This is a genomic window from Nonomuraea sp. B12E4 (assembly GCF_039871825.1).
Taxonomy (GTDB): domain Bacteria; phylum Actinomycetota; class Actinomycetes; order Streptosporangiales; family Streptosporangiaceae; genus Nonomuraea.
The window spans coordinates 268,260-281,633 of sequence record NZ_JBDPME010000001.1 but is presented as its reverse complement, the minus strand read 5'-3'; the positions used below and the strand labels follow the sequence as shown (position 1 = coordinate 281,633).

The window sequence follows — 13,374 nt, the reverse complement described above, 5'->3', positions numbered from 1 at the left end:
GAGGCGGAGACCATGAAGACCGACTGCCGGGTGTGCGGCGGCAAGGTGCGGGAGTTCGTCGACCTGGGGCGGCAGCCGACGGCGAACGGATTCCTCACGCCGGAGGAGGCGGAGCGGGAGTTCTTCTTCCGGCTCGCCGTCGGCGTGTGCGAACGCTGCGCGATGGTGCAGCTGATCGAGGAGGTGCCGCAGGAGCTGCGCTACCACGGCGCCTACCGGTACCACGCCTCCGGCTCCGCCGGCCATCGGCAGCACTTCGAGCAGAACGCCCTGCGCTTCCTGGAGACCGAGCTCACCGGCCCGGACCCGTTCGTCGTCGAGATCGGCTGCAACGACGGCGTGATGCTGTCGGCGATCGCCGAGGCGGGCGTGCGGCATCTGGGCGTCGAGCCGTCGACCAACGTGGCCGAGCTGGCCAGGGCCAAGGGCGTGAACGTACTGACCCGGTTCTTCGACGAGGGCACCGCGGCGGACGTCCGCGCCGAGCACGGCTCGGCCGACGTCGTCTTCGGCGCCAACACCATCTGCCACATCTCGCACATCGACTCGGTGCTCCGCGGCGTGGACGAGCTGCTGTCGCCCGGCGGCGTGTTCGTGTTCGAGGAGCCCTACCTGGGCACCATCGTCGAGCGGACCGCGTTCGACCAGATCTACGACGAGCACGTCTTCTACTTCAGCGTGACCTCGGTGCGGGCGATGGCGGAGCGGTTCGGGTTCGAGCTGGTCAACGCCGAGCGCATCCCGCTGCACGGCGGCGAGATCCGGTACACGCTGGCCAGGGCGGGCGCGCGCGTCCCCGCCCCGGCCGTCGGCGCGCTGCTCGCCGACGAGAACGCGCGCCGGCTGTCGGAGCCGGAGACCCTGGAGCGCTTCAGGCGGACGGTGGAGGGCGTCAAGGACGAGCTCCTCACGGTCCTGCGCGAGGTCCGCGCGGAGGGGCGGAGCGTGGTCGGGTACGGCGCCCCCGGCAAGGCCACGACGGTCACCAACTACTTCGGGATCGGGACCGACCTGGTCCCGTTCGTGGTCGACTCCACCCCGTCCAAGCAGGGGCTCCTCGTGCCCGGGTCGCACCTGCCGGTGCGGGCGCCGCACGCGTTCAGCGACCCGTACCCGGACTACGCGCTGCTGTTCGCCTGGAACCACGCCGAGGAGATCATGGCCAAGGAGCAGGAGTTCCAGGACGCCGGCGGCCGCTGGATCCTCTACGCGCCCGAGGTCCGCGTCATCTGAACTGTGTTGTGCCGTCACCCGGCGGGCGGTGTCGTGCCGTCGCCCGGCGGGCGGTGTCGTGCCGTCGCCCGGCAGGCGGTGTCGTGCCGTCGCCCGGCAGGCGCTCATCCCCTCGCACGCACGTCTCAGGGTGCCCCTCCCGGGAGGGGCACCCTGAGACGTGCGTGCGGTCATACCGCCTTCAGGTCCAGGACCTTCTCGCGCCTGCGCCCGCTCACGCGGTCGCGTACCGCCTCGACGACCCGCTCGACGTCGGTGTCGGTCAGCGCCTGGTGCATCGGCAGGAGCAGCGTGGCGGCCGCCGCGGCCTCGGCGCCCGGCAGTGCGGCCTCGCACCCGTACGCCGCGACCTTGTGCAGCAGCGGGTAGCGGAAGGTCGTGTAGACGCCGCGCTCGTAGAGGTCGCGCGCGATCTCGTCCCTGATGCCGCCCTCGAACTGCACCCAGTACATGTAGTAGGACGACTCGTGCCCGGCCGGCAGCGGCGGCGGGCACCGCAGGCCGTCGAGGCCGGCCAGGCCCTCGTCGTAGAGCCTGGCGACCTCGCGCCGGCGGGCGATGAACTCGGGCAGACGGCTGAGCTGGACGTTCCCCACGGCCGCGAGCACGTCATTGGTGACCGAGCGCCTGGAGAAGGAGGTGATGTCGAAGTCCCACCACCGGGTGCGGGCGCGCAGCGCCTGGTCGTAGCCGCTCTTCTGCTCCATGCCCAGGTAGGCCACCTTGGGCGCGCGCGCCGCCAGCTCGGGGTCGCGCACGTACAGCATGCCGCCGTCCACGGTCACGACGATCTTGCCGTGGTCGAAGCTCCACACCCCCATGTCTCCGAACGTCCCGCAGGACCGGCCGTCCACACGGGAGGCGATGGCGATGGCCGCGTCCTCGATCAGCAGGATCCCGCGCTCCGCGCACAGGTCGGCGATCCGCACGACGTCACCCGGATAACCGCCATAGTGCAGGATGAGCACCGCCTTCGTACGCGGCGTCAGCACCGCCTCGATGTGCTCGGCCGTGGGGTTCAGCGTGTGCGGATCCACGTCGCAGAAGACCGGCCGCGCGCCGCTCGCGGCGATGGCGTTGCCCGACCCGACGAAGGCCACCGTCGGCAGCACCACGTCGTCGCCCGGCCCGACGCCGGCCAGCTCCATCGCGATGAACGTCGCCTCGGTGCAGGAGTTGGTGGAGGTCACGTGCTGCCTGCCGACGCCGATGTGGCGCGCGAACCCCGTCTCGAACTCGTTCGTCCGCGCGCCACGGCCGATCCAGTTGCTCTCGAACACCTCCCGCACGGCTGCCAGTTCCCGCTCCCCGAGCGAGGGCTGGAAGACATTGATCATGTTGGCCATCGGATCCTCCCTTGGACATGGCACTGGTGGCCCGGCCGGACGGCCGGGCCACCATGGGGAAAGGCGTCAGGAAGCCGGTGTCGGCTGCTCCTGCGGGGCCCGCTCCTCGGCCGGCGCCTCCTCCTGTGCGTGCCCGTGCGCGCCCATCGGGGGAAGCTGCTTGAGCAGGACGACGGCGAGCACGGCCAGCAGCGCGAAGACGACCGTGCACACCGCGGCCGTGACGACCAGCCCGGAGGTGAAGGCCACGCGGGCGGAGTCGACGAGGGCGCGCCCGGCCGCGGCCGGCAGGGTCTGGGCGACGCTCAGCGCCCCGGCGACGGTCTCACCGGCGGTCTGCCCGGCCGGCGTGCCGGCGATCTCCGCGGGGATCGCGACGTCACCGCGGTAGGCGGCCATGCCGATGCTGCCCATGACGGCGATGCCGAGCGCCACGCCGAGCTCGCCGCTGGTGGACTGCAGGGACGCGGCCGAGCCCGCCTTCTCAGGCGGTGCCGAGGGCACGACCAACTGGCCGACCAGCGGGCCGACGGGGGCGACGCCGAAGTAGACGACGGAGAACCCGACCAGCAGGAACGCCAGCCCGGACGTGGCACTGAGCTGCGTCAGCAGGGCCATGCCGACCGCGGCGATGACCATGCCGCCCGCCAGCACGAAGGCGGGGCGGACCTTCTGCGCGACCCCCTGGCTCACGCCGATGCCGATGAGCAGGGCGAAGACCGGCACCAGGATCCACAGGCCGGTCTGCAGCGGAGTCAGGCCCTTGACCAGTTGCAGGAACTGGGAGATGTAGAACCCGCTGCCGCCCTGGACACCGGCGATCAGCAGTCCCAGCAGCAGCGCGCCGCCCACCGCGCGTACCGAGAACAGGCTCAGGTCGAGCAGCGGGTTGGCCAGCATGCGCTGGCGCACCGCGAACAGCAGACCGAAGAACAGGCCGGCCACCGCGATCAGGACCGGCCCGACCTCCCAGCCGATCCTGGCCACTTCCTTGAACCCGTAGATGAACGGGAGGATCGCCGCCAGCGAGAGGACCACGCTGACCGGGTCCAGCCGGCCGGCTTCCGGGCTCTTGAACTCCGGCAGCACCGCCCGCCCCGTCACCAGCAGGAGCAGCATGATGGGCACGGCGATGAGGAACACCGAGCCCCACCAGAACCACTGCAGGAGCACGCCGCCGATGATCGGGCCGAGCGCGACGCCCAGGGTGAGCGCCGAGGACCAGATCGCGATCGCGATCCCCCGCTGCTTGGGGTTCTCGAACATCGCCGAGATGAGGGCCAGGGTGGACGGCATGATCGTCGCGCCCGCGACGCCCAGCAACGCCCGGTAGATGATCAGCGCCTCGGACGACGACGCGAACGCCGCCAGCACCGACAGCACCCCGAACGCGAACGCGCCGACCAACAGCACCCTGCGCCGGCCGATCCTGTCGCCCAGCGTGCCCATCGTGACCAGGAACCCGGCGATCAGGAACCCGTAGATGTCGCTGATCCAGAGCTGTTGCGTCGCGCTCGCGCCCAGGTCCGTGGTGAGCTGCGGCAACGCCAGGAACAGCACGCTGATGTCCATCATCGTCAGGAGCGTGGGCAGCGTCAGCACCGCCACGCCGATCCACGCGCGCCGACCGGCCTGTGCGGTCGGGTTGGTACCTGTCACTTCCATGATCCTCCTCACAAGGGACGCGTCTCAGCCACGCGTCCCGAGGGACCCGACGAACCGGCAGCGCTCTCCCGGCGCTCCGGAAAACCACGAATGAGTACTCGTTGTGATGACGCCATACAGAGAGTCATCGTCTCAGTCAGGCGGGGGTCCGGGCATCTCCGAGGGTGCGGTCCGGGCGGCGGCCGGGGCCGCGAAGGGCGCTCGGCTACTTGGCCTTCAGCGACCTGTAGTAGGCCCGCTGGTCCTTGTCGAGGTGTTCCATGGCGTCGCTCAGCAGGAGGCGGGGCGCGACGGCGGCGTAGCGGTCGAGGTAGGCCAGCAGGCGCGCGCGGTCGTGCTTGCCGGCCTCGCGCAGCATTCCGCCGACGACCTTCTGCACCAGGTCGTACTCGTCGTCCACGAGCAGCTCGGCCAGGCGGAAGAGGTCGTCCAGGTCGCCCTTGCGGATGAGGGTCAGCGTGGCGAACACGGCGATGCGCCGCTCCCACCAGTGCTCGGAGCGGGCCAGCTCGTAGAGGACGTCGCGGGGCTTGTCGAGCAGGTAGCCGCCGATCACCTGGTGCGCGCTGACGTCGACCAGGTCCCAGTCGTTGATCCGGTCGGTACGCCGCAGATACAGCTCGAAGAGCTCTTTCTTGCGCTCGGGCGTGGTCTGCTTCTTCATGAACTGCTTGCCCATGACGCTGACCGCGCCGACCCGCACCTCGTGGACCTGGCTTTCCAGCAGTTTGTCTATTTCGCCGATCGGCATGTCGACGAATTCCTTGGCCAGGTCGAAGACATCCCTCATGCGCACGTTGAAGAAGTCGTCCTCCGCACCGGTCCTGAACTGGCGCTCGACATTTTCCCGGGCGAACGGCGAGCCGAGGGCGCGCAACCTGTCGATGAACCGCTCAGCGCTGAGATCCGCTGGCATGTCGGCACTCCTCATGGAACGGGCCAGGACTGTCGTCAAGCTATCACCGTAATAAACGGGGTCACCGACCCCTTGTTGGAAATTGCTCCGTTGCACGCCAGCGCACTCCTGGAGGTGCGGGTGACCTCGCTCACCGCCAAATCTGGTCAGGCGTCGTTACCCCGCCTTCCATCTGCGTGGAGGAGAACCATGGCCACCAGCGGCACCGTCACCATCTCCGAAGGCGACTACCTGCGGATCATCATTCACGGCACGACCGCGTTCGAGTTGCTGCGTACCGGCCTGGAATTCGACCTCTTCGAGCGGCTGGAGGCGGCCGGCGGGATGGACGTCGCGGAGGTGGCGGCGGCGACCGGCGTGAAGGAGCAACCGGCCCGCATCCTGCTCCTCGGCCTGACCTCCCTGCTGCTGCTGGAGAAGCAGGGCGACAAGTACGTCAACAGCCGGCTCGCGCGCCGCAAGCTGCTGCGCTCGGGGGAGCGCTTCCTCGGCCCCCTCATCGACATCCAGGCCAAGGTCATCAACGCCAGCCTGGTGGACTTCGCCGAGTCCATGCGGCAGGACACCAACGTGGGGCTCCGGCACATCAGCGGTCCCGGCACCACCCTGTACGAGCGGCTCACCGCCCACCCCGAGTTGCAGCAGGTGTTCTACGACAACATGGGCGACGCCTCGCACCGCGCCTTCGCCCAGATCCTCGACGTCTATGACTTCTCGCACATCCGGCACGCCATCGACATCGGCGGCGGGGACGGCACCAACAGCATCGAGCTGGCCCGGCGTCACCCGCGGCTGGAAGTGACGGTGTTCGACCAGGAGAGCGTGACCAGGCTGGCCGCCGACCGGATCAAGGACCCGGACCTGCGCAAGCGCGTGCACTTCCACCCCGGCGACCTGCTCGCGGATCCGCTGCCCGAGGGGGCCGACGCGATCCTCTACTTCCACATCTTCGAGATCTGGTCGCAGGAGCGCAACACCGAGCTGCTGCGCAAGTGCCATGCCGCGCTGCCGGAAGGGGGCGTGTGCCTGGTCTACAACTTCACCTCCAACGACGCCGGCACCGGCTCGATGAGCGCGGGGCTCGTCTCGCCGTACTTCCTCACCCTGGCCTCCGGCGAGGGCATGGCCTACTCGCCGGACGACATGGAGCGGGCCGTCCGCGACGCCGGCTTCTCCCGCGTGGAGCGTTACCAGGATCTGGGCTTCAGCCACGCGCTCGTCGTGGGCCACAAGTAGGGGATCATCGGTGAACTCCGCCGAACCCATTGCCATCGTCGGGATGGCCTGCAGATTCGCCGGTGGCGTCGACTCGCCCGACAAGTTCTGGAGCCTCCTGCGCGCGGGCGGCGACACCATCAGGGAGCTTCCGGAGGGGCGCTGGGACTGGTACGCCGCCCAGGGGCGCGGACCCGCCGCCGTGGTGCGCGACGTGACCAAGATCGGCGCGTTCCTCGACGACATCCAGGGATTCGACGCCGACTTCTTCGACCTCACCCCGCGCGAGGCCGCGCTCATGGACCCGCAGCAGCGCATCGTGCTCGAACTCTCCTGGGAGGCGCTGGAACACGCCGGCATCCCGCCGCTCGGCCTCGGCGGCGGCGACGCCGGGGTGTTCATGGGGGTGGGCGCGGACGACTACGGCCGCAGGCAACTGGAGGACCTCACCGGCATCGAGGCCTGGACCGGCATCGGCAGCGCCTACTGCGCGGTGGCCAACCGCGTCTCCTACCACCTGGACCTGCGCGGCCCGAGCATCGCGGTGGACACCGCCTGCTCGTCCTCGCTGGTCGCGATCCACCTCGCCGCGCAGGCGCTGCGTTCGGGAGAGTGCCCGCTGGCTTTGGCGGGCGGCGTGCTCGTGATGGCCGCGCCCGGGCTCTCCGTCGTGCTCGACGCGGCCGGGGCCACCTCTCCCGACGGGCGCAGCAAGTCGTTCGACGCGAGCGCGGACGGCTACGGGCGCGGCGAGGGCGGCGGCGTGGTCGTGCTCAAGCGGCTGTCCGACGCCCGGCGGGACGGCGACCGGGTGCTCGCGGTGATCCGGGGCAGCGGTGTGCACCAGGACGGCAGGACCAACGGCATCATGGCGCCCAACGGCGAGGCCCAGGCCCACCTGATGCGGCGGACCTATGAGGCCGCCGGGATCGACCCGGCCACGGTCGGCTACGTGGAGGCGCACGGCACCGGGACGCCGCTCGGCGACCTGCTCGAAGCCGGGGCGATGGCCTCGGTGTTCGGCGCCGGCCGCGCCGCGGAGCGGCCCTGCCTGATCGGGTCGGTCAAGCCGAACATCGGCCACCTCGAAGCCGGCGCCGGCGTGGCCGGCGTGATCAAGGCGGTGCTCGCGCTGCACCACGGCGAGATCCCGCCGAACGTGGGCCACCGCACGCCCAACCCCGCCATCGCGTGGGACACCTCCGGCCTGCGGGTGGTGGACGAGCTGACCCCGTGGCCACGGGCCGGGGAGCCGCGGCGGGCGGGCGTGTCCGGATACGGGTACGGCGGCACGATCGCGCACGTGATCCTGGAGCAGGCGGACCAGCCCGGCGCGAGCGACGCCGCGGACCGCGGGCCCGCGCTGGACGCGCTGGACGCGCTGCACGCGAGCGACGCCGCGGACCGCGGACCGGCCCTGTACCCGCTGTCCGGGGCCGGCCTGGAGGCGGTCCAGCTCTACGCCGGCCGCCTGGCCGACCGCCTGGCGGCCGACGACCGGGTGCGCACGACGGACGTCGGGCACACGCTGGCGCACCGGCGCGCCCACCTGCCGCACCGGGCCGCGGTGTACGCGACCGGCCGCGAGCAGTTGATCGCCCGGCTGCGCGACCTCGCCGCCGCGGGCACGGAATCGGCTACGGGAAGCGTGCTGCCCGCCACCGGGCGCGGCCTGGTCTGGGTGTTCTCCGGGCACGGCTCGCAGTGGACCGGCATGGCCCGCGAGCTGCTCGCCCGGGACGCGGTGTTCGCCGAGGTGATCGACCGGCTGGAGCCGATCTTCACCGAGGAGATGGGCCTGTCGCCCCGCGCGGCGATCCTCGACGACGAGCCGCAGCCGGTCGACGTGATCCAGCCGATGATCTTCGCGCTGCAGGCCGGGCTCGGCGCGGTCTGGCGCGCCTGCGGGGTACGCCCCGACGCGGTCGTCGGCCACTCGGTCGGGGAGATCGCCGCCGCGGTCACCGCCGGCGCGCTCACCCTCGAACAGGGGGCGCGGCTGGTGTGCCGGCGCTCGGTGCTCCTGCGCCAGGTGCTCGGCAAGGGCGCCATGGCCATGGTGAACCTGCCCCCCGGCGAGGCGGAAGGCCGGCTGGGCGGCCGCCGCGACGTCACCGTGGCGGTCGCCGCCGCGGCGAACTCTGCGGTGATCTCCGGCGACATCCCCGCCGTCGCCGAAGTCAGCGGCCGGTGGCAGGCCGAAGGGCTCACCGTCCGCCCCGTCGCCTCCGACGTGGCCTTCCACAGCCCGCACATGGATCCGCTGCTCGACGACCTGGCCCTCGCCGCCGCCGACCTGCCGCCGCGCCCGCCCGCGATCCCGCTCTACTCCACGGCGCTGGCGGACCCGAGGTCCACCGCGCCGCGCGACGGCGCCTACTGGGCGGCCAACCTCGGCGGCCAGGTACGGTTCGCGCAGGCGGTCACCGCGGCCGCCGAGGACGGGTACCGGCTGTTCGTCGAGGTCTCCCCGCATCCCGTGGTGGAGCACTCGATCAACGAGACGCTGGACGCGCTCGGCGTCGAGGACGCCTATGCCACCCACACCCTGCGCCGCAACCGGCCGGAACGCGAGACGCTGCTCACCAACCTGGGCTCCCTGTACTGCCACGGGCTCGACGTGGACTGGTCGGCCCTGTGGCCGGACGGCACGCTCGCCGACCTGCCGACGACCGCCTGGCGGCACAGGCCGTACTGGTCCGAGGAGCCGGCGAGCCGCTCCTTCCTCACCGGGCAGCACGACCCGGCCGGCCACACCTTGCTGGGCGGGCGGATCAACGTGTACGGCACGACTCCGGCGCACGCGTGGCTGACCTACCTCGACCGCGACTCCCGTCCCTACCCCGGCAGCCACCCGGTGCGCGAGGTGGAGATCATCCCCGCCGCGGTCCTGCTCAACTCCTTCCTCGCCGCGGCCTCGGCCGCCGCACCGGCCACCGGGCTCTGGCCCGACCTCACCGACGTGGCGCTGCGCGTGCCCGTCAGCCTCACCCAGCCCCGCTACCTGCAGGTCGTCCTGCAGGACGACACGATCAGGCTCTCCTCCAGGATCGCCGACGACACCGCGACCGACGCCGTGGACCACACGGGCTGGCTCACGCACACCACGGCGGCGATCGAAGCCCACTCCGGCACCCTCACCGCACCACGCACCGGCACCGGCGCCACCGCGTCGCAGTGCCCGGACTCCGGCCGCCCCGCGGCGCGGGAGGAGGCGGCCGAGGACCTGCCCACCGGTTTCGTGATCGACCGGCTCGCCGAACTCGGGGTGGCCGCCATGGGCTTCCCGTGGGTGGTGGAGGACCTCAGGCGCGGCGACGGCATCCTCGTCGCCACGGTACGCGCCGACGGGACCTCGGACAGGGGCTCCGCCGAGGCGCCCGCCACGTGGGCGTCCATCCTCGACGCGGCCCTGTCCACCGCCTCCGTGGTGTTCCCCGGACCGCCGATCCTGCGCATGCCCGCGCACATCGACCGCGTCACCCTCGCCCCGGCCTCCCCCGCCCGCGCCCGCATCACGGCCCGGGTGACCGGCGAGAACGTCATGGACGTGGAGATCACCGACCTGGCCGGCGAGGTCCAGGGCCGGCTGTGCGGCCTGAGGTACGGCGTGCTGGACGCCGACGCCGGAGCGGTCGCCAGCCCCCGCCGCCTGGTGCACCGGATCGCCTGGCGCCCCGTGGAGCCCGCTGTCCGGCCCGGAGTGCCCAACCTGGTCGTGGTCGGCCCGGAGTCGGACCTGCGCAGCAGGCTGACCGGCGGTCTCGGCCTCGCCGACGTGCCCTGCCGGATCACCGCCCGGCCGGACGACCTGCCGGACGCCGAGCTGGCCAGCGACACCACCGTCCTGGTCGTCCCCCCGCCCGCCCTGACCGGCGACGTGGGCGAGAGCGCGGCACGCGCCTCCTGGCTGCTGGCGCGCACCGCGCAACTGCTGGCCGAGGCCGGGCTCGCCAGCCCCGCCCGGCTGTGGTGCGTCACCGAGGGCGTGCGGGAGGCGGCCGGAGAACCGGCGCTCGCGCAGGGGCCGCTGTGGGGCCTCGGGCGGATCATCGGCGGCGAGCACCCCGAGTTCTGGGGCGGGGTCGTCGACCTCGGGACGAGCCCGTCCGACGTGTTCGCGCTCCTCGACGTCCTGCGTTCGGTACGCGGCGAGGACGTGGTCGCGATCAGGAACGGCGAGGTGACGGTGCCGCGGCTGGGATACGTGGAGGGCGAGCCCGTACGCCCGCCGGCGGCCTGCCGGCCGGAGGGAACCTACCTGGTCACCGGCGGCCTCGGCGCCCTCGGACTGGAGGTCGCGCACTGGCTGGCGGCCCGCGGCATGCGCCGGGTCATCCTGACCGGCCGTACCGCGCTGCCGTCCAGGGACCTGTGGGAGGAGGTCACCGATCCGGCGACGCTGGCGCGGATCAACGCCATCAGGTCGCTGGAACGGCTCGGCGTCACCGTCGTCACCGTGGCGGTGGACATCGCCGACCCGGTGGCCGCGACGAAGCTGCTCTCCCCCGCCGCGCTCGGGCTGCCCCCGATCCGGGGCGTCGTGCACGCCGCGGGCGTGCTGGACAACCGCGTGCTCAGGAACCTGGACCAGGAGTCCCTGCGCACGGTGCTGCGGCCCAAGGTGAACGGCGCGCTGGTGCTGCACGAGCTGTTCCCGCCGGGCAGCGTGGACTTCTTCGTGCTGTTCTCCTCCTGCGGCCAGTTGCTCGGCCTGCCCGGCCAGGCCAGCTACGCCGCGGGCAACGCCTTCCTCGACGTGCTGGCCGCGCACCGGCGGGCCCTCGGCGACCCCGCCACGACCAGTTTCGGCTGGACCTCGTGGCGCGGCCTGGGCATGTCCACCTCCTCCGCGGTCATCGACGTCGAGCTGGCCGCGCGCGGCACGGCCGACGTCAGCCCCACCGAGGCGTTCGGCGCCTGGGAGCTGGCCGAGCGGTACGACCTGGACTACGCCGCCGTCCTGCGGACGATCCCGCTCGAACCGGGCGACACCAGGCCGCCGCTGCTCAGCGAGCTGCCCCTGGCCGCTCCCACCGAGGAAGCCTCCGGGGAGGCCGGCGAGCCCGCGACGGCCCCGTGGGCCGGGCTGCGCGGAGCCGAGCTGCACGCGGTCCTGGTCCAGGAGATCGGCCGCGAGGTCGCCGCCGTGACCAAGCTGTCCGCCGGCGAGGTGGACCCGCGCAAACCCCTGGCCGAGATGGGCCTCGACTCGGTCATGACCGGACGGATCCGGCGTGTCCTTGAGCGCAGGTTCCGGCTGGCCCTGCCCGCGACGCTGCTGTGGGACCGGCCGACCGTGGACGCCGTCGCGTCCCTGCTGGCCGAACGGTTCGAGGAGGACGCGTGACGAAGCTCGACGGCGTGGTGCCCTGGCCCGCCGATCTGGCGCACGCCTACCGGGCGGCCGGCTGCTGGCAGGGCCGGACCCTGGGGTCGTACCTGTGGGAGTGGGCCGGGGAGCGCGGCGACAGGATCGCGGTGGTGGACGGCGGCCACCGGCTGACCTACCGCGATCTGGCCGTCCGCGCCGACGCCCTGGCCGAGCGGCTCTCCGGGCTCGGCCTCGGCCGCGGCGACACCGCCCTGGTCCAGCTCCCCAACTGCTGGGAGTTCGTCGTGACCACCCTGGCCTGCTGGCGGCTCGGGGTGGTGCCGGTCATGATGCTGCCGCCGCACCGCGAGTACGAGCTGACCTCCATCGGGGCGCACGTGGGAGCCGGCGCGCTGATCGTCCCCGGCCTGTGGCGGGGCTACGACCACCAGGAGCTCGCGCACCGTGTACGCGACACGTTGCCGCACCCCGCCAGGGTGCTGGTGGTGGGGGACGACGTGCGGCCGGACAGCGTGGACGTGCGCGCCCTGATCGAGCCGGACGGGGACGTCGAGGCCCGCCGCCACCGGCTGGACCGGCAGGCACCCGACCCCTCGGACGTGGCGGTGTTCCTGCTGTCGGGGGGGACCACCGGCGTGCCCAAGGTGATCGGCCGGACCCACGACGACTACCTCTACAACATCCGGCGGTGTGCCGCGGCCTGCGGTTTCGGCCCGGACACCGTGTACCTCACCGTGCTGCCGGCCGGCCACAACTTCCCGCTGGCCAACCCGGGGATCCTCGGCGCGCTGTTCTCCGGCGGCCGGGCCGTGCTGCTCCCCTCGCCCCGTCCCGACGCGGTGTTCGAGGCCATCGAGACCGAGCGCGTCACCGCCACCTCGGCGGTGCCCGCCGTGGCGCTCAAGTGGATGGAGGCGGCCGCCGGCAGCGGGCGCGACCTGTCCAGCCTGCGGTACGTCCACGTCGGCGGCTCCATGCTGTCCAGCGAGGTCGCCGCCCGCATCGGGCCGGCGCTCGGCTGCCGGTTGCAACAGGTGTACGGCATGGCCGAGGGCCTGATCTGCTACACCCCCCTGGACGGGCCGGACGAGGTGGCCCACGCGACGCAGGGCGCCCCCATCAGCCCGTTCGACGAGCTGCTGGTCGTCGGCCCGGACGGCGCCCCGGTGCCGCCGGGGGAGGCCGGCGAGCTGCTCACCCGCGGCCCGTACACCCCGCGCGGCTACTACGGGGTCCCCGTCCAGAACCGCCTGTCCTTCACCCCCGACGGCTGGTACCGCACCGGCGACCTGGTGCGGATCACCCCCGAGGGCAACGTGGTGGTCTGCGGCCGGGTCAAGGACCAGATCAACCGGGGCGGTGAGAAGATCTCCGCCGGCGAGATCGAGACGCTCGTGCAGGAGCTGCCGCAGGTGGCCGAGGCCGCCGCGGTGGCGATGCCCGATCCCGAGCTCGGCGAGCGGGTGTGCGTGTTCGTCCGGCTGCATCCGGGCCAGGGGCTGACGCTGGCGGGGACGGCGGCCGCCCTGACCGCGCGAGGGCTGGCCGCTTTCAAGATCCCCGAGCGGCTGGAGGTGCTGGACGAGATCCCGCACACGCCGGTCGGCAAGCCGGACAAGAAGGCGCTGCAGAAGCTGCTCCTCAACCGCGTCTGACGCTCACCC

The 13,374-nt window shown here is 72.4% G+C and carries 7 protein-coding genes; 4 read left to right on the top strand and 3 right to left on the bottom strand.

The window, feature by feature from the left end; genetic code table 11:
* Window positions 1-12: 12 nt before the first annotated feature.
* Window positions 13-1,233 (top strand): class I SAM-dependent methyltransferase, encoded by a 1,221-nt coding sequence (locus ABGB18_RS01200; RefSeq protein ID WP_347693379.1) that lies wholly within the window; start codon window positions 13-15, stop codon window positions 1,231-1,233.
* Between the two features lie 170 nt (window positions 1,234-1,403).
* On the opposite strand, the gene ABGB18_RS01195 is transcribed toward ABGB18_RS01200, so the two are convergent.
* From ABGB18_RS01195 to ABGB18_RS01185, 3 genes are all read right to left on the bottom strand, one after another.
* The gene (locus ABGB18_RS01195; RefSeq protein ID WP_347693378.1) at window positions 1,404-2,579 is read right to left on the bottom strand and encodes a DegT/DnrJ/EryC1/StrS family aminotransferase; all 1,176 of its coding nucleotides are present in this window, start codon (window positions 2,577-2,579) and stop codon (window positions 1,404-1,406) included.
* A gap of 66 nt (window positions 2,580-2,645) precedes the next feature.
* A complete protein-coding gene (locus tag ABGB18_RS01190; RefSeq protein WP_347693377.1) occupies window positions 2,646-4,244 on the bottom strand; it encodes an MFS transporter in 1,599 nt (532 codons plus the stop codon).
* A 205-nt stretch (window positions 4,245-4,449) separates the two neighbouring features.
* A complete protein-coding gene (locus ABGB18_RS01185) occupies window positions 4,450-5,160 on the bottom strand; it encodes a DNA alkylation repair protein (protein ID WP_347693376.1) in 711 nt (236 codons plus the stop codon).
* 189 nt (window positions 5,161-5,349) lie between these two features.
* Between ABGB18_RS01185 and ABGB18_RS01180 the strand changes: the two genes are divergently transcribed.
* From ABGB18_RS01180 to ABGB18_RS01170, 3 genes are read left to right on the top strand one after another with little or no spacing between them, the layout of a single operon-like run.
* Entirely contained in the window at window positions 5,350-6,396 is a 1,047-nt protein-coding gene (locus tag ABGB18_RS01180) for a methyltransferase (RefSeq protein WP_347693375.1), read from the top strand.
* Between the two features lie 10 nt (window positions 6,397-6,406).
* Entirely contained in the window at window positions 6,407-11,725 is a 5,319-nt protein-coding gene (locus tag ABGB18_RS01175; protein WP_347693374.1) for a type I polyketide synthase, read from the top strand.
* Window positions 11,722-13,365, top strand: coding sequence for an AMP-binding protein (locus ABGB18_RS01170; protein WP_347693373.1), 1,644 nt, complete (start codon window positions 11,722-11,724; stop codon window positions 13,363-13,365). The genes ABGB18_RS01175 and ABGB18_RS01170 overlap by 4 nt, the downstream gene beginning before the upstream one ends.
* The last annotated feature ends 9 nt before the right edge of the window (window positions 13,366-13,374 follow it).

Coding starts and splice junctions, on each gene's coding strand:
- ABGB18_RS01200 (WP_347693379.1), top strand. CDS start 13: ATGAAGACCGACTGCCGGGTGTGCGGCGGCAAGGTGCGGGAGTTCGTC.
- ABGB18_RS01195 (WP_347693378.1), bottom strand. CDS start 2,579: ATGGCCAACATGATCAATGTCTTCCAGCCCTCGCTCGGGGAGCGGGAA.
- ABGB18_RS01190 (WP_347693377.1), bottom strand. CDS start 4,244: ATGGAAGTGACAGGTACCAACCCGACCGCACAGGCCGGTCGGCGCGCG.
- ABGB18_RS01185 (WP_347693376.1), bottom strand. CDS start 5,160: ATGCCAGCGGATCTCAGCGCTGAGCGGTTCATCGACAGGTTGCGCGCC.
- ABGB18_RS01180 (WP_347693375.1), top strand. CDS start 5,350: ATGGCCACCAGCGGCACCGTCACCATCTCCGAAGGCGACTACCTGCGG.